Raw genomic sequence first — 16,572 nt, forward strand, 5'->3', positions numbered from 1 at the left:
TACAGAGTAGAATTTGGCCGTCGCCCTGATCGGGGCGGCGGTATTTTTGTGTCTTGGGGGTGCTCCCGCCAAGTGGACTTGCATCAAAGATGCAAGCCACCTGTTGGGGGTGGCTCGGCGGTGCCGAGCCTGTTTTGGGTATTTGGGAACATTGAGAAGGAACCGGGTTGGTTGCCGCACGGATCAGTTTGGCTGTGGCGCCATTTGTTCTTTATTTGTTCGCGACGCTTCTTTAGGTTGCGCCTATGACATTACGCATCACAAATCGCGACGCGCGCCGGTTTTGGCTGGCCAATCAGGGGCTTGCAGAAACGCCTACCGGGGCGCCTGATCCGCTGGCCACAATCCGGAGCCTTGGGTTTGTGCAATTGGACAGTATTCAGGTGCTGGCGCGCGCGCATCATCACATATTGTGGACTCGCAACCAGAACTATCGCGAGCCGATGCTGGATAGGCTTTTGGCCAAGGATCGCAGTGTTTTTGAGCATTTCACCCATGACGCTTCGATCTTGCCGGTTGAGACCTATCCGGTGTGGCAGCGACAATACCGGCGCAAGGCCGAACAGATGGGCAAGGCCAGCTGGTTCCGCAACATGCTGGGACCAGAAGAACGAGAGGCACTCAAGGAACGTATTCGCGACGAGGGCGCGCTGTGCAGCAATGATTTTGACAGTGAACACAAGGGCCCACGTGGCATGTGGCAGCGCCCGCCGCATAAACAGGCGCTGGATTTCATGTGGTATACGGGCGAGCTAGCCACCTGTTACCGCGAGAATTTTCGCAAGTTTTATAATCTGAGCGAACGGGTGATCCCGGATCAATGGCGCGAGATGGAGATGAGTGATGCGGCGCAGCTGGATTGGCTGTGTCGTGGCGCGATTGATCGCCTTGGGTTTGGCACAGCGGGTGATATCCAGCGGTTTTGGGATGCGGCCTCAAGTGTGGACGTGCGCAAGTGGGTCGAGGGGGCCGGTTTGGTTCCGGTTGAGGTGCAGACAGCGACGCGAGATTGGGTGCCTGCATTAGCCCCGGTTGATATTGAGGCGCGATTGGAGGCAGCACCAGCGGCCACGTCAAGGTTGCGTATCCTGAGCCCATTTGATCCGGCCATTCGCGATCGGGACCGGTTTCTGCGGCTGTTTGGCATGGACTACCGTATTGAGATATTTGTACCCGCCGAAAAGCGAAAGTGGGGCTATTACGTCTATCCTCTGTTGGAGGGCGACCGGTTTGTCGGGCGGTTGGAGGCCAAGGCGGACCGGGCACGGGGGACGCTGAACATTCATAAATTATGGGCAGAGCCGGGCGTGCGCTGGACCGCTGCACGTGCGGCCAAGCTTGAGGCGGAGCTGGGGAGGATGGCGCGGTTTATTGGTACGCCAGAGATATGTTGGACCTGCTCCGAGCGCCCTGCAGAGCCGCCATGAAGGTAACCGTTTCCGGCACGCGCCAGCTGGAACGACGTTTGGGCGACTGTATGCGCGCGGCTAGCTTTTGCGTTGGCCGAACTCGTGATGTTGATGCTCAAACAAGGATGGGCGGCGCTGTTTGGCGGGCTTTTGCTGATCGGGATGCTGGTGACAAACCGGATCTGGCAGGCGGATTGGTTAATTGCGCGCTATGATGCGCTGTCGCTTTATGCGCTGGGGTTGCAAGGACTATTTCTGGCGACACGCGTGGTATCGCGGCGCGAGGCGCGGGTGATATTGTTGTTTCATCTGACCGGCACGGCGATGGAAGTCTTCAAGGTTAAGGCGGGCAGTTGGGCCTATCCTGGTGATGGGGTCATGAAACTGTGGGGTGTGCCGCTGTTTTCAGGCTTTATGTGTACTGACCTGCAAACATACTCGGCTCGACTTGCAATCATCGCGATTTTGGGCCCGAATTATCTGACGCTATCGAGGGGTATAAACCCGGATTATTTGCAACCAGCCTGCAATCAAAGGGCCGAACCCAGATTACGTGCGAGTTGGATTTGGGGCGTGTTTTCAAATGCCTACGATTGTTTGATTTCCCGCCCGCAATTTGTGTGACTGAACATAGATATTCAGATGAGATTTCAGGACAGGATTATTCAGGGTCTCTGGACGCGGGTTTGGCGGCGGCATGGCGTCTAGGAATCCCCCGTTTGTCAAACCCAAGTAGAGCGGCTCAGACCCCGTGCCTGTGAGTCACGGGATGAGAGTTTAATACAAGGTTTCACGATAGCGCCGCTCAGCATACGACTGCTCGGTGGATGCAACTTCAATTTTCGAGTGATCTTGGATCATCTCGTACAGTGAAGGTATCGGGCGGTCGGTGGGCCACGTTTCTGGACGCCACAAACCTGCACGCATCGGAGCCTTGCCGCAGTGTGTGAATATCTCCTCAGCCGTGACTCTGAGCACGGTTTTAGGACTTCGTCCATTTACCTTGAACTCATCGCAAAGGTTTGGATTATCGCTGATTTCCGCGATGCCATTTACGCGAAGTGTCTCCGTAACAGACGGAATCATAAAGCAAATGGCCACTTTTGGGTGCGCCAGTATGTTCAGCAATCCATCAATCCGGTTGTTTCCGGGGCGATCTGGTATCAGTAGTGTTTTCTCGTTTTCGATTTTAACAAACCCAGCCGGATCGCCCTTCGGGGACACATCCAGATTTGCGCCGTCAGAGGTCGCCAGAACGAGAAAAGTAGAGTGTTCAATGAATTGGCGGCAATGTTTGTCAAAATGTGAGATTGCCTTCGCTGCGGCGTGAGGCGAAACATCTCCGTAAATTCTGCGTAGCTTTTCCGGGGTCAAAATCTGCACTCCTTGTCATGGCCTCTTTTCAACACAATGGATACCAAGAAAGCCTCGTTGCCGTCGTTCGCATTTAATGTGAGCCAGAGCAGATGATTGCCAGCCCGTCGCAAATAATCTGAGCTCATTCGCAGCTAATCTGGGTTTGCCCCCTGCGATAGATGCAAATAATTCGAGCCGAAAATCACGATGTTTGCAAGTCGCTACATTAATGTTTGCTTCGGTCGGGCCGTACTTGGCGCGCGTGATCCGGCTGTTTGAGATGCGGTTTGCGCCGTTTCCCCCGCTCTGGTTTGCCATGGCGCTGGCCTGTGCGATTTACGTGAATTTCTTTGCGCGCCACTTTGTGGCGGACATGCGCGCTTTGCGGTTTGTGGCCACCGTGGCGCTATTCTGGCGCACGCGGATCTGGTTTTGCATCGGGGTGAATTGGTATTGGATGCCCCTGCCCGTCGCTGCGTTCCTGTTCAGCATCTTTTTGTCGCTGGCCAAGAATGTGGGCACGGCCACGCGCGTTTGGTTGTATCACGGACAGGGGGCTTCAGACTGGGTGAGTCTGGCCAAGATGGGGTCTTGGTATCTGTTGCTGTTTGTAAGTTTCACAACCGTGACGGTGGTGTTTCGTGAAGCGCTGATGCGCGATGCGTGGTGCCCTAAATCAACCCGCGCCACATCAGAAACGCAACCAACAGCACGACCAGCGCAATCAGGTTGAAGCTGAGCGCACCCAACGTACCAAGTATTGCACCTTTGCGACGGTCGGCGCGGTCGACCGCGTCCAAGTCTTGCTTGAGGGTTTCATAGGCTGCCGCGACGCGGGTCATGTCCCCCTGAAGCATCAGTTTGGGGTGCCCGGCCTGCGCCTGAGCATCCACCAACACCTTGGCACTGGTATGGGCGCGTTTTGGCAGGCGGCGACCGATTTTGCGCATCGCTATATCCAGCTTGTCCGCCTTGATGCCAAACTTCTCATGGATCAGGTCCAACAGGGCGCGGGTTTTGCGGGACAGGTCTTTTTCATCGATCATGCGCGCAGGCTAGCGTTGCGCGCGCGAACACTCAACCACTCTGGCAGGCGCGCGAAAGCTGCGCTATCAGGGACTCATGTTGAACACGATTGTCTATGGCACCCCGACCGACCTTCCTGACCTTCTGATCGTGCACGGGCTGTTTGGCTCGGGCCGCAATTGGAGCGCCATTGGCAAGCGTTTGGCGCGCACACGGCGGGTGATCTCGGTCGATCAGCGCAATCATGGGGAAAGCCCCTGGTTTGACAGCCATTCCTACGAGGATATGGCCGCTGATCTGGCCGAAGTGATCGTGGCTGAGGCCAAGCACGGGCGTGATCCGGCCATGGATGTGCTGGGCCATTCCATGGGTGGCAAGGCGGCAATGGTGCTTGCTCTGACCCGGCCCGAGCTGGTGCGTAGTCTGATTGTCGCCGACATTGCGCCGGTCACGTATGAGCATGACCAAAAGCAGTATATTCAGTCGATGCGCTCGGTTGACCTGAGCCAAGTTGTCAAACGCTCGGACGCGTTGGAGCAACTGGAGGCGACGGTGGATGATCCGGCCTTGCGCAGCTTCTTTACGCAATCGCTTGATATTGCCAATACACGCTGGCGGCTGAATCTGGATGTGCTTGAGGCCGAGATGCCTAAGGTGATCGGTTTCCCCGAAATGGAGGGCACCTACGAGGGGCCAACGTTTTTCCTGAGCGGGTCATTGTCAGACTATGTGCTGCCTGAACATCGCGCCAACATCCGGCCGCTTTTCCCCAAGGCGCGCTTTGCCAAGATCACGGGCGCGAACCACTGGCTTCATGCGGAAAAACCGCATGAGTTTATCGCGTCGGTTCAGGCATGGCTGGATCAGGCCCCTACTGAATAAAGCTTGCGCGCGATCAGCCAAGTAACCGGCATAGAGAGCGCGAACCCAAGTGCCGCCATGAGCAGAATCGCGGTGACGGTTGTGTATCCAGCGACCAACGCAACAATGACGCCGGTGCCCGCGAGGGTGGAGCCGATGAACAGGTGTAGAATCAGAGCAAGGCGAAACATGATCAATCTTTCAATAGGTTACGATTGAGCCTGTCATATTCCGAATGCAAGTTTATGCTTTGATCTGCATCAGAAAAGGGCGATGACATCACCGCCCTTGTTGGTTTTATTGCCGTCGTGCTGAATGAGGTTAGAACGATTAGCCGCGCGCCTTGATCACCTGCAACAGCGGCATAACCGAAGACATATCCGGCCCGTGGCTTTGCCCAGTCAGCGCCTTGCGCAGTGGCATGAATAGGCCGCGTCCTTTGCGCCCGGTGGCTTCCTTGACGGTCTTGGTCCAAGTGCCCCAGGTGGCGTCGTCAAACGGCCCCTCGGGCAAGAGCAACATGGCCTGGGCGATGAACTCTTTGTCCTCATCGGCGATGTCCGGCTCGGCACCGTTGGCGAACAGCTCCCACCAGCTCTTAAGGTCTTTACGGGTGGTAATGTTTTCGCGTGTCACGTCCCAGAACCGCTCTGCCAACGTGTCGGGTACACCCGCCGCTGCGACATCCTCGGCCACATCCGCCAGCGGCAGTTCATGCAGCACCTTGGCGGTCAGCGGGTAGAGATCCTCTGCGTCAAATTTCGTTGGCGCGGCGCCAAAATGGCCAATCTCGAACCCGCTCGCAATCTCCTCGAGGCTGCTTTGCAGCTCGACCGGATCGCTTGACCCCAGCCGCGCCATCAACGAGAGCAATGCCATCGGCTCAACACCCGCCTCGCGCAGATCGCGCAACGCCAATGTGCCCAAGCGTTTGGACAGCGCCTCGCCCTGTGGCCCGGTAAGCAACGAGTGGTGCGCGAAGGTTGGCACAGTGCCGCCCAGCGCCTCGATGATCTGAATTTGCGTCGCGGTGTTGGTCACGTGATCCGCGCCGCGCACCACATGGGTGATGCCAAAATCGATGTCGTCCCAGACCGAGGCCAGCGTATAAAGGAACTGACCATCGCCGCGGATCAGAACAGGGTCAGACACACTTGAGGCGTCGATCGAGCGCGCGCCGAGCACACCGTCGACCCACTCGATCCGCTCATGATCGAGCTTGAACCGCCAATGCCCATTGCCACGCTCTTCGCGAAGGCGCGCCTTGTCGTCCTCAGACAGCGCCAGCGCCGAACGGTCATAAACCGGCGGCTTGCCCATGTTGAGCTGTTTCTTGCGCTTGAGGTCCAGCTCAACCGGGGTTTCAAAACACTCGTAAAACCGCCCCAAATCGCGCAGCTGCTGGGCCGCCTCTTCGTAACGCTCTAGCCGGTCAGACTGTTTCTCGACACGGTCCCATGTCAGGCCCAGCCATTCCAGATCCTGCTGAATAGCATCCACATATTCCTGCTTGGACCGCTCGGGATCGGTATCATCGATCCGCAGGATGAACGTACCGCCCGCCTTGCGTGCGATCAGGTAGTTCATCAGCGCGGTGCGCAGGTTGCCAACGTGAATATAGCCGGTGGGCGACGGGGCAAAACGGGTGGTGGTCATGTCAATCTCCTGTTGCGGCCTCCCATTCCACAAAGTGCGCTCTTTGTCCACCATATGCCGCGTTGCCATAAGCCTGTCCTATGACACTATCGGCAATCGGGATTTGCCTGATCGGTAACGAACTGCGCACACTGCGCACAAACGAGAAATCCTCAGGACCCGCGCCATGAAAATCGTCCGTACCGATGCCAAGTTGCAAACCCCAGACCTGGACGCCGCCTTACGCGCGATGGGCCATGACCTAGTACTGTTGCCGGACGGTGTTGATCAGGCGACGCTGATTGCAGAGATGGCCAACACTGACCTCTTGCTGATGTGCTACACACCCATCCCCCGAGCGGTCATCGCCGCCGCCGCCCGTTTGCGTGGCATCGTGAAATACGGCGTCGGGATTGACGCCATCGATATTCCGGCGGCCATCGAACATGGTGTCCCGGTGGTCAACATCCCCGAATATGCAGAAGAGACAGTGGCGGAAGGGGCCTTTGCGCTGCTCATCGCGCTGGCCAAGAAACTGCCCGCACTTGATGCCCATATGCGCGCAACAGGCTGGGCCTGGCCCGAACCGACATGGCTTGGCTCGGATATTGCGGGCAAGACACTCGGCATCGTCGGCTTAGGCAAAATCGGCCGCTCCATGGCGCGTATGGCTGGTGCTGGCTTTCGCGCCCGCGTCATCGCCTATAGCCCCCATACCACGGCCGAGGAGATGGCCGCTCTTGGCGTTGAGAAATGCGACACTCTGCATGAGATGCTGGCACAATCGGACTTTGTCAGCCTGCATTGCACACTCAACGACAGCACGCATCACATCATTGGCAAAGCCGAGCTGCGCACCATGAAATCCAGTGCCATCCTGATCAATACTTCACGCGGCGCGCTGATCGACGAGGCCGCCCTGCTCAGCGCAATGACCAACAACGAGATCGCCGGCCTTGGCCTTGACGTCTACTCTCAGGAACCGCTCGCTCTGGAAAACCACCCGCTCAGCTCGCTCTTTTCCATGCCGAACGTGCTACTCTCCCCCCATCTCACCTTCTACACCCACGACGCCATGACCCGGCTCGAGGACGACACGCTCGCCCGATGTCGCGAACTGCTTTCCGGTCAGCCTGTCCTTGTCAAATCGCACGATCCCCGCCTGCGCGCCCAGCGCACCGGTGTGACTTTTCCGGACTGACCCACCCTTCATCTTGCCAAAAACACTTCGGGGTGAATTGGCCAAAGGCCAAGAGGGGCAGCGCCCCTTTTCAGGCTCAGCTTTGCTGAGCCACGCTCAACCGGGCGGGAGCCTTTAGCGCAGCGCCGCTTTTGTTGCGTTCACAACAATGTCCAGCGCCCGGTCCAGATCCGCCCGTGCAATCGTCAGGGGGGGCGACAGCGTCAACACACAGCCTTGTGAGATTTTAAAGCTCAAACCTGCCTCAAGACAGCGATAATAAATCTGTTCCGCCAGATCATTGCCCGGCGTCTTATCAGCGCGATCAGTTACGATCTCCACGCCAAACATCAACCCTCGCCCGCGCACGTCACCGACAATCGGCACCTCGCCCAACCGATCCTCAAGCTGTGCCTTGGCATAGGCACCCAGCTCTGCTGCGCGTGCCACCAGCCCCTCCTCCTCGATGATCTCGAGCGTCGCAAGCCCAGCGCGGGCCGTAACCGGATTTTTTTCATGTGTGTAGTGCCCAATGGCAAAGTCGCCGCAGACATCCAATTCACGCCGCGCCACACAGGCGGCAATAGGCAAGACGCCACCACCCAGGCTTTTGCCCAGTGTTACGATATCCGGCACCACCTCGTCATGTTCAAAGGCAAACATCCGCCCCGTTTTACCCAGCCCCGTGGGGATCTCGTCCATGATCAACAGCGCCCCCCGCGCGGTACAGGCCTCGCGCACCGCTTTCCAGAATCCGGGGGGCGGCACATAAGGCACCGCGCGCATTGGTTCAGCGATCACGGCGGCCACGTCACCCTCACGCTCCAGCACAAAATCCACCATCTTGGCACAAGCCAATCCGCAAACATCCGGACCCGCGTGATTATAGGGGCAACGGTAGCAGGCAAACGGCGCCACATGCTCGGCCCCCGCCAAGAGCGGCCCGGCGATGTGGCTACGGAACGTCGCTTCGCCCCCTACGCTGGCGGCACCAAAACCCGCGCCATGAAAGGCATCCCAAAAGCTTACGGTTTTGAACCGCCCCGTCGCCGCCCGCGCGATCTTGAGCGCCACTTCATTGGCGTCCGAGCCGCCGGTGGTGAACAAGGTTTTACCGAGGTTTCCCGGCGCGAGATCAGCCAGTTTCTCGGCCAGCTCAACCGCAGGGTCGTTGGTAAAACGGCGCGGCGCAAAGGGCAGATCATCCAGTTGTTGTTTGATTGCCGCGATTAGCTTGGGGTGACCCCAACCAATGTGGTGCACCGAATTGCCGTGAAAATCCATGAACCGGCGGCCGTCCATGTCCTCCACCCAGATCCCTTCTGCCTTGGCGATGGTGCTCACACAAGGGGTGGACAGGCTTTGATGCAGGAAAGCGTCCGCATCCCGCCGCAAGAGCGGAGCCGACTTGGGGCCGATGGATTTTTTCAGCCACGCCTGACGTGCGCTGGATGTGTTGGATTCACCTTCGGTATGCAAAATTGCAGGCACGGTTTTCTCCTCGCACATGCGCGCCGAAAGGGCGCGGCTGGCTGAGTGGTTTGTTCCGGAGCGGGGGATCAAGACCCGCCCCGGTTGCCTGACGGGTCAGACGGCTTTGCGTGAGGCCAAAGCGACCTTATCCCGGCCAGGGAAGTGAATAGGTTTTGACGTTGGTAAAGAACTTCATCGCATCGATGACGCCCTCTTTCACGCCATTTCCGCTATCTTTGATGCCACCAAAGGGCGACATCTCAATACGGTAACCGGGCTGTTCCCAGATGTTGCAGGTGCCCACATCCAGCCCGTTGATAAAGGCTATCGCGCGGTTGAGATCGTTGGTGCAAACCCCTGAAGACAGGCCAAAATCTGTCGAGTTAGAGATTGCCATGACCTCGTCGTCATTGTCCGGCACGCGCACGATCGGAATGATTGGGCCAAAGGTTTCTTCCATCACCAGCTCGCTGGAATGGGGCACCTTGTCGACCACGATGGGTGGCAACAGCGCGCCTTTTCGCTCGGGATGATAGAGGATCTCCGCCCCCTCCTCTGCCGCCTGCAACACACGGTTTTCAAATAGCTCTGCCGCCTGCGCATGGATCACACAGCCCAGCTCGGTTTCGGGGTCCTGTGGATCGCCAAACTTGATCTTTTTGGCCTTTTCCAGCACCAGCGGCACAAATTTTTCGGCCACGCTTTCCTGTACCAGAATGCGTTTGATCGCCGTGCAGCGCTGACCGGAATTGCCTGTAGCGCCCGCCACCGCAATCGTCGCCGCCTTGTCCAGATCAGCGTCTGACAGGTCGTTGCACACGATCAGCGGATCGTTCCCGCCCAGTTCCAGCGCGGTGCGCTTGTACCCGGCCTTGTCTGCGATAATCTTGCCCACTGGCACACCCCCCGTGAAGGTGATGATGTCGATATTGTCGTTCACCATCATCTCCTCGCCGATATCCTTGGGCCAGCCGGTGACAATCTGGAACATCTCGGGCGGCAAGCCAGCTTCGTAAAGGATATCCGCCAGCGCAATTGCCGTCAGCGGGGTCAGCTCGGTGGGTTTGCAAACCATGCAATTGTTGGTGGCAATCGACGGCGCAATCTTGTGGCTGACCATGTTAAGCGGGTGGTTGAATGGCGTGATCGCACTGATCGCCTTGACCGGCTCGCGCTTGGTGAAAATCTTGCGTTGTTTGCCGTTATGGGTCAGGTCACAGCTGAAAATCTCGCCGTCGTCCTTGAGCGCCTCTGCGGCGGCAAATTGATAGACATCCTGCGCACGTTTGGTTTCATAAATCGCGTGCTGGTGGCTGATACCCAGTTCCAGCGTCAGCCATTTTGCCATCCAATCGCGTTTTTCACCGATGATCTCGCCCGTGCGTTGTAGGATTTGACTGCGTTCATAGCGCGTCAAAGTCGGCGTATAGTTCGCCGCGATTTCAAACGCTTTGCGTGCGTGCTCGGCAGTACCGGCGGGCACGGTGCCAACCACTTCATCCGTGTAGGGATAGCGCACCTCGATTACGTCGTCGGTAAACACCGCCTCGCCACCAATGCGCATCCCTTCTTTGCGAAAATTCTCGCTCATGGTTGCTCTCTCCCTTACTGAGCCGCAGCCTGCGCCGCATAGAAAAACGCATCAAAGTTGCGCAGCACCGGGCGTTCAGGCAGGGCCAGAACGCGGTTGCAGATAAACGGCACCTCTTGTTCGGTCAGCCCGCCATGGCTGCGCAGCGGTTCCTTGAGCGCGGCCAGATCGTGGCGGTGCTCGGACGTGCCGATGGTCATGTTTTCGCCGGAAATCATGACGATGTCGCCAATCCGGTCGCCGGGCAGTTCAAAGCGGCGCATCGCCTCTTCCTTGTCGACAACAAGGATCAATTCGTCCCGCGCCTTAAGCCGGTCCATGATCGCGCCCTGATCGGCCCCTTCGGGCAGATAAGCGGTTGCGAACGAGCCCAGCGCGCCGTGGTGAACGACGTAAGGGTCGGTAATCGGCAGGATCACACGGGCGGCGTCTTTGCCAAGCCACTCGTCTAGCAAATCCTGTGCATAGATCACGCTGGGCGTGCCGTCGGCATTGTGCTTGGGTTTCATGCCGTGATCGGCTGTAACCACTATGGCCGCGCCCAGCGCATCAAGCTCGGTCAGGTAGCGGTCGAACATCTCGTAGAAATCCAGCGCGCCTTTCTCGTCCGGGGCAAACTTGTGCTGGATGTAATCGGTGGTCGACAGGTACATCACATCCGGCGCCCATTCCTTGAGCAGCTTCACACCGGCGGCAAACACAAATTCCGACAATTCAGCCGAATAAACCTCGGGCACGTCCATGCCCAGCCATTCGGATGCATTGTCAATGCCGTGCTCAGCCTTGGTGGTTTCGCCCGAGCGTTCAGAGGAAAACGCCACGGCGCGATCTTCTTCAAACTTCAATCCGGCGCCGAGCAGCGCGCGCAGCTTGTCTTTGGCCGTGACCATCGCGACGCGGGCACCGGCCTCGTAATATTTGGAGAACAGCGTGGGTGCGCGCAGGAAGCGCACGTCGTTCATCATTACCTCTTCGCCGGTGTCCGGGTCGATCAGATAATTGCCGCAAATGCCGTGCACACTGGGCGGGCGGCCTGTTGCGATGGACAGGTTGTTTGGGTTCGTGAACGACGGGATAACCGAATTGGCCAACCGGTCGGTGCCGGTTTCGCGGATGCGTTTCAGCGTCGGCATCAGACCCTTGGCAATCGCTACCTCAAGATATTCCGGCTCGCAGCCGTCCAGACAGATCGCAATCGCGCACACCTTGGGGATGTCATAAGCGCGGCCATTGGCAACGACGGGGGATTGAATGGTCATGTCTTGATCTTCCTTTGAGTATTCAGGCCGCCAGTTTGGCGCGTTCTTGTAGTGCCAGCGCGGGTGGCGTTGCATCGCTTACCCCCATCGCGGCCAGCGATTCCTTGGCGGCGGTCACGACCTGCCGCATGATGTGTTCGTCCATCTGCCCAATACAGCCAATGCGAAAACTGTCTACAACCGTCAGCTTGCCGGGGTAGATAATAAAGCCCTTGGCCTTCATCAGCTCGTAGAACCGGGCGAAGTCAAAGTTTGGATCCGCCGGACAGAAAAAAGTTACAATGATCGGGCTGAGCCAACGATCCTTAAGCAGCGTTTCGAATCCAAGCGCACGCATTCCGTCGACCATCACGTCACGATTGCGCCGATAGCGCGCGCCCCGCCCCGCCACACCGCCTTCGACCTCATGTGCACGCAGCGCTTCGAGAAAGGCGGCAACCACATGAGTGGGCGGAGTAAACCGCCATTGACCTGTCTTGTTCATATGCGCCCATTGTGCGTGTACGTCGAGAGACAGGGAATGGCTGTTCCCCTTGGCGGCTTCCAACTCGGTTTTGCGGGCGATGATAAATCCAAATCCCGGCACACCCTCGATGCATTTATTGGCCGAACTGACCATCGCCTCATAACGGACATCCGCAACTTTTAGGTCTATCGCACCAAATGCTGACATGCTGTCGACCAGCAGTTTGCGTCCCGCGCCATACACGACTTCGGAAATTTCTTCGACCGGGTTCAGGATGCCGCTGGATGTTTCACAATGGATCGCCACAACATGAGTGATGGCAGGATCATCCGCCAGAATACGCGCCACCTCGTCGCCGCGCGGCGGCAGGTAATCGCCCTTGTCCATGAGTACATAGTCGCGCCCCAGATACGCCAGCGTTTGCGCCGAACGTTGGCCATAGGCACCGTTGGCCAGCACCAGCGCCTTGCCATCGCGCGGCACAAAACTGCCCAGCATCGCCTCGACCGAAAACGAACCGGACCCTTGCATTGGAACACAATCAAACGCGTCCGCGCCCGCGCCCAGCATCGCCAGCAGCCGGTCGCGCATTTCTTGGGTCATGGCACGGAAATCATCGTCCCAGCTGCCCCAATCCCGGAGCATCGCCTGCTTGACCGGGAATGACGTTGTCAGGGGGCCGGGTGTGAGTAAATAAGGTTCACCCAGACGTGGTGCTTGGATTGTTGGTGCGGCGGTCATCACGGCTCTCCGAAAATGGTCCTTGAAAAGACAATTGCCTCAACGCCATCCATATGTGAAATTGCAAATAGCAATTGATCCATAAGCCACGCCTATACATCTCACCGGACCCCCTTTACATGCGTTATAGCCAGCTTAAAGCCTTTCATCATGTTGCCCTTTTGGGTGGCTTTTCGCGTGCCGCAGAGGCGCTGTTCCTCACCCAGCCGGCAATTTCGGAACAGGTGCGCAAGTTGGAACAGGAGCACGACGTTTTGCTGTTTCACCGCGAACGCAAACGGGTGCGGCTGACTGAAGCGGGCGAACAACTGTTTGTCATGACCAAACAGTTTTTTGAGGTCGAAACACGGATTGAGGAATATATCTCTGAAAAGGGTGCCGCGATCGAAGGCGAGCTGCGCGTTATGGTCGACTCGGCACATCACATCACCGAAATCCTCGCCCGGTATCGGCGTCGCTATCCGAACGTGACAGTATCATTGCGCACCGGCAATACGGATCGGATCATGGATGATTTGCGGGCGTATAATTGCGAGATCGGCGTGGTCGGCAGCCTTCCTTCGCGGCAGGACACAACCGTTCTGGACCTTGGAGAGAGCGAGATTATTGCCTTTGCAGCGCATGGGGTGTTGCTGGGTTCTCAAACCAGCATGTCACTTCAAGACCTGACCAAATACCCGCTGATCTTTCGCGAAATGGGCTCAAAAACACGGCAAAAACTGATAGAGGGCGCAGCACAGCACGGCATTACGCTGAAACCGGCGATTGTGGCCGAAGGCCGCGAGGCCGTTCGGGAAATTGTCGCATCCGGGGCGGGCATCGGTTTTGTATCCAAGGCGGAGTATGTGCATGATAGCAGGGTGACGCAGTTTGAGCTTTTGGATATGTCAATTACCATGCGCGAGTCTCTGATCCATTTGACCCAGCGTCAGGACGTGCGCGTGATCCGGTCTTTCATGGATGTCGCGCGTGCGGTGCAGGCAGAAAAGACAAATCGGCGTCCTTAAGCGCCTTCCATCTCTTGAATCAGGCGCGTTTCCAGCAATTGACCATTGCGATAGAGAATCGGATAGGCAATCGCCGATACGTGGCTATTGAGATCACGCAGTGCGCGCAATGTTTCCAGATGCACGTCAGAGGAGCCAAAGCTCTCGGCGCGCCCCTCTTGTAACCGCTTCAAATGTCGCTTGCGGCTCTTGCGCTCAGCGCGTTTGAGTTCAGTTTTTTCCATCACCAAGAGCCGAGCGCTCTCAAGGTCATCGGAGATCAGCACGTTCGCGGCCAGCTGCATATTGGCCATGATCGCCTCGTACATCTGGCGCAACTCGGCCCAGCCTTCGGGCGAAAACTGCGCGCCGTTGGCTTGTTTTTCAAGTGCGATGGCGGTCAATTTCTTGGACACCACGTCACCCGCCGACTCTAGCCGAATAGCGAAATCCATCAACCCGCGTACGGCCTTGCTTTCGGATTTGCTATAGGCATCATGGGGCATCGCGGCGACATAGGACCGGATATCAGAGAGCGCCAAATTGATTGCGTCGTCCTGTGCCCTGAGCGCATCAATCCGGGCGATATCCGGTGTATCGTAAATTTCGAGCATTGGTTGCAACATGCGTTCAACCATACCCGTCATGCGCAGCAGCTCGCGCTTGAGGCTGGCCATGGCCAGTTGTGGTGTGTCCAGAACGCCCATGTCGAGCGCGCTTTCACCCTCAACTTGGCCATTTTCGAGATCTGCACCAGCGGGTGCAAGCGTGCTGACCACATGTTCCAGGCGGTGACAAAATGGCAGGGCCAGTACCAACAGCGACAGGTTAAATGCCACATGGGCATAGACCAGCGACTGCCCTGCCCCCACAATCATCAGCTTGTCCGAAACACCCGCAAGGTTGAGCACCAACAGCGTGGTTATGGCCCAAGTGCCTCGCAAGCCCAGATTTGCCCAAGGGATACGTCGCGCCACGTCGGGCATCCCTCGGGTCAACCAAAGTGGAATAGCCGCGCTACCCAGATTGGCGCCAAGCACCAGCGACAGCGCCGCGCCAAACGGGATCGCGCCAATCTGAACCAGGGTCACGCACATCAAGATGGCCGCGACGCTGGAATGCATCACAAACGCCAACACAGCACCGACGATGAAGGCGGTGACATAGTCGCGTTCGAGGTAACCAGCCACAGCAGGCAGAAACGCGCTGTCGCGGATTGGGTCCATCGCTTCGCGCAGGAATTGCAGCGATATCAGAATGAATGCCACGCCCAACAGAATACGACCAGCCTGTCGCCCACGCTTGCGCTCGGTCTTGACGAAAAGCCAGCCGCCCACCGCCAGCAATAGCGGCACCAGCCAATCCAGCCGGAATGACAGAACCTGTATGATCAGCGCGCTGCCAAGATCACCGCCCAGCACAATGGCAAGCCCACTGCCAAAGGCGAGATAGCCGCTCGCGGCAAAACCCGTGGCCAAGAGCGCCACAGCGGCCGAGCTTTGTAGCACCACCGCCAGCATCAATCCCGTGGCGCTGGCCCCGGTCAGGCTTTTGCTCTCGGTCAACAGGCGCTGAAAAGACGCCCCAAAGGCGCGTTCGATCCCGGTGCGCACCATGCGGACGGCAAATAACAGCAACATTGTTGCACCGGTCAGGCTGATGAGGAACGAGAGTATGGCCATCGTCTAGCCGTTCACGAGGTCAAGCAACTGTGCGTGCAATTGGGGCGTTGCGGCGGAAATCGCGGCCTGTGTGCCAGACGATATTGTCAACGCCCTTCCTTGCCAGTCAGACATTACGCCGCCCGCGGCTTCGACCACGGCTGAAACTGGCAAATAGTCGTATGGTTGCAGGTCGTAATCCACCACAGCATCCACGTGCCCCATCGCGACCAAAGCATGGGGATAGCAATCATAGGCGAACCGGCGGGTCTGTCCGGCCTGCATCAGCCGACCAAAAACTGCTGGCCGATCTTTGTGTATCTTGTCGCCTTCGTTCACGAACAGGATCGCTTTGCTCAGGTCGGTTTGGTCAGAAGCACGCACCTGTTCGCCATTCATGTGCGCGCCGCCGCCTTTGCGCCCGATCAACACCTCACCCAGCGCGGGCATGGCAATCACGCCAAGGTCAGGCACGCCTTTGTGCAGATGGCCCAGCAAAAAGCCGAACATCGGATGACCGGACAAGAATGACCGTGTGCCATCAATTGGATCCACGATCCAAAGGTCGTCTCGCTCGCCGCGCTCGATGCCATGCTCCTCGCCAAATATGCCGTGATCTGGAAACTGCGCGGAAAGATAATCTCGCACCACTGTTTCAACACCCCTGTCGGCCTGTGTCACCGGGCTTTCATCTGCCTTAAACTCAACCCCAAGACGCCCCCGAAAATACTTTCGCGCCGCGGCGGTCGCCAGTTCAGTCGCCGTCAAAGCGTGCTGCATCAGCGCATCGCCGTCATGAAACCGGCTTACGCTGGCGTATTTCAACATTCCGGTCTCACCGGGTTCTTCAATTTCATTTGTCACCGACATGACACTCTCTACGCAATACCTGCCATTTAGCCACAAAAAACCACAAAATCAGACAATT

The 16,572-nt window shown here is 57.7% G+C and carries 16 protein-coding genes; 6 read left to right on the forward strand and 10 right to left on the reverse strand.

Going from position 1 to position 16,572, the window contains the following annotated elements; all coding sequences use genetic code 11:
- Positions 1 to 245: 245 nt before the first annotated feature.
- Complete coding sequence (locus CLV88_RS02805) at positions 246 to 1,427, forward strand: winged helix-turn-helix domain-containing protein (RefSeq protein ID WP_106606825.1); 1,182 nt, start codon at positions 246 to 248, stop codon at positions 1,425 to 1,427.
- Positions 1,428 to 1,520: 93 nt separating this feature from the next.
- Positions 1,521 to 2,033: a DUF817 family protein gene (locus CLV88_RS02810; RefSeq protein ID WP_243403546.1), complete on the forward strand. Its 513-nt coding sequence runs from the start codon at positions 1,521 to 1,523 to the stop codon at positions 2,031 to 2,033.
- A 153-nt stretch (positions 2,034 to 2,186) separates the two neighbouring features.
- Here the strand turns inward: CLV88_RS02810 and CLV88_RS02815 are convergent, their stop codons facing one another.
- On the reverse strand, positions 2,187 to 2,792 hold the full coding sequence (locus CLV88_RS02815) for a pyridoxamine 5'-phosphate oxidase family protein (RefSeq protein WP_243403547.1): 606 nt from the start codon (positions 2,790 to 2,792) through the stop codon (positions 2,187 to 2,189).
- A 202-nt stretch (positions 2,793 to 2,994) separates the two neighbouring features.
- Between CLV88_RS02815 and CLV88_RS02820 the strand changes: the two genes are divergently transcribed.
- Positions 2,995 to 3,498, forward strand: coding sequence for a DUF817 family protein (locus CLV88_RS02820; RefSeq protein ID WP_106606827.1), 504 nt, complete (start codon positions 2,995 to 2,997; stop codon positions 3,496 to 3,498).
- Here the strand turns inward: CLV88_RS02820 and CLV88_RS02825 are convergent.
- Entirely contained in the window at positions 3,437 to 3,811 is a 375-nt protein-coding gene (locus tag CLV88_RS02825; protein WP_106606828.1) for a hypothetical protein, read from the reverse strand. The two genes, CLV88_RS02820 and CLV88_RS02825, sit on opposite strands and share 62 nt — an antisense overlap.
- 76 nt (positions 3,812 to 3,887) lie before the next feature.
- On the opposite strand from CLV88_RS02825, the gene CLV88_RS02830 reads away from it, so the two are divergent.
- Positions 3,888 to 4,673 (forward strand): alpha/beta fold hydrolase, encoded by a 786-nt coding sequence (locus CLV88_RS02830; RefSeq protein ID WP_106606829.1) that lies wholly within the window; start codon positions 3,888 to 3,890, stop codon positions 4,671 to 4,673.
- Here the strand turns inward: CLV88_RS02830 and CLV88_RS02835 are convergent.
- On the reverse strand, positions 4,655 to 4,843 hold the full coding sequence (locus CLV88_RS02835) for a CTP synthetase (RefSeq protein ID WP_106606830.1): 189 nt from the start codon (positions 4,841 to 4,843) through the stop codon (positions 4,655 to 4,657). The two genes, CLV88_RS02830 and CLV88_RS02835, sit on opposite strands and share 19 nt — an antisense overlap.
- Positions 4,844 to 4,982: 139 nt before the next feature.
- Positions 4,983 to 6,308: a glutamate--tRNA ligase gene (gltX, locus tag CLV88_RS02840; protein ID WP_106607077.1), complete on the reverse strand. Its 1,326-nt coding sequence runs from the start codon at positions 6,306 to 6,308 to the stop codon at positions 4,983 to 4,985.
- A gap of 166 nt (positions 6,309 to 6,474) precedes the next feature.
- Here gltX and CLV88_RS02845 point away from each other — a divergent pair, with 166 nt between their 5' ends.
- On the forward strand, positions 6,475 to 7,488 hold the full coding sequence (locus CLV88_RS02845) for a 2-hydroxyacid dehydrogenase (protein ID WP_106606831.1): 1,014 nt from the start codon (positions 6,475 to 6,477) through the stop codon (positions 7,486 to 7,488).
- 114 nt (positions 7,489 to 7,602) lie between these two features.
- Here CLV88_RS02845 and pbfA read toward each other — a convergent pair whose 3' ends face one another.
- From pbfA to CLV88_RS02865, 4 genes are all read right to left on the reverse strand, one after another.
- Positions 7,603 to 8,958, reverse strand: a complete 1,356-nt coding sequence (gene pbfA / locus CLV88_RS02850) for a (R)-1-hydroxy-2-aminoethylphosphonate ammonia-lyase (RefSeq protein WP_243403548.1) — start codon at positions 8,956 to 8,958, stop codon at positions 7,603 to 7,605.
- Positions 8,959 to 9,085: 127 nt separating this feature from the next.
- Positions 9,086 to 10,531 carry a phosphonoacetaldehyde dehydrogenase gene (phnY, locus tag CLV88_RS02855; protein ID WP_106606833.1) on the reverse strand — a complete coding sequence of 482 codons (1,446 nt, stop codon included), beginning with the start codon at positions 10,529 to 10,531 and terminating at the stop codon, positions 9,086 to 9,088.
- Positions 10,532 to 10,545: 14 nt separating this feature from the next.
- On the reverse strand, positions 10,546 to 11,790 hold the full coding sequence (gene phnA, locus CLV88_RS02860; protein ID WP_106606834.1) for a phosphonoacetate hydrolase: 1,245 nt from the start codon (positions 11,788 to 11,790) through the stop codon (positions 10,546 to 10,548).
- Positions 11,791 to 11,812: 22 nt separating this feature from the next.
- Positions 11,813 to 12,997: a 2-aminoethylphosphonate--pyruvate transaminase gene (locus CLV88_RS02865; protein ID WP_106606835.1), complete on the reverse strand. Its 1,185-nt coding sequence runs from the start codon at positions 12,995 to 12,997 to the stop codon at positions 11,813 to 11,815.
- 119 nt (positions 12,998 to 13,116) lie between these two features.
- Between CLV88_RS02865 and CLV88_RS02870 the strand changes: the two genes are divergently transcribed.
- Positions 13,117 to 14,004 carry a LysR substrate-binding domain-containing protein gene (locus CLV88_RS02870; RefSeq protein WP_106606836.1) on the forward strand — a complete coding sequence of 296 codons (888 nt, stop codon included), beginning with the start codon at positions 13,117 to 13,119 and terminating at the stop codon, positions 14,002 to 14,004.
- On the opposite strand, the gene CLV88_RS02875 is transcribed toward CLV88_RS02870, so the two are convergent.
- Both CLV88_RS02875 and CLV88_RS02880 read right to left on the reverse strand, forming a co-directional pair.
- Positions 14,001 to 15,665: a Na/Pi cotransporter family protein gene (locus tag CLV88_RS02875; protein WP_106606837.1), complete on the reverse strand. Its 1,665-nt coding sequence runs from the start codon at positions 15,663 to 15,665 to the stop codon at positions 14,001 to 14,003. The two genes, CLV88_RS02870 and CLV88_RS02875, sit on opposite strands and share 4 nt — an antisense overlap.
- Before the next feature lie 3 nt (positions 15,666 to 15,668).
- Positions 15,669 to 16,514, reverse strand: a complete 846-nt coding sequence (locus CLV88_RS02880) for an inositol monophosphatase family protein (RefSeq protein ID WP_341477140.1) — start codon at positions 16,512 to 16,514, stop codon at positions 15,669 to 15,671.
- Between the last annotated feature and the right edge of the window lie 58 nt (positions 16,515 to 16,572).

It is taken from the genome of Shimia abyssi, assembly GCF_003014475.1.
Taxonomy (GTDB): Bacteria; Pseudomonadota; Alphaproteobacteria; order Rhodobacterales; family Rhodobacteraceae; genus Shimia; species Shimia abyssi.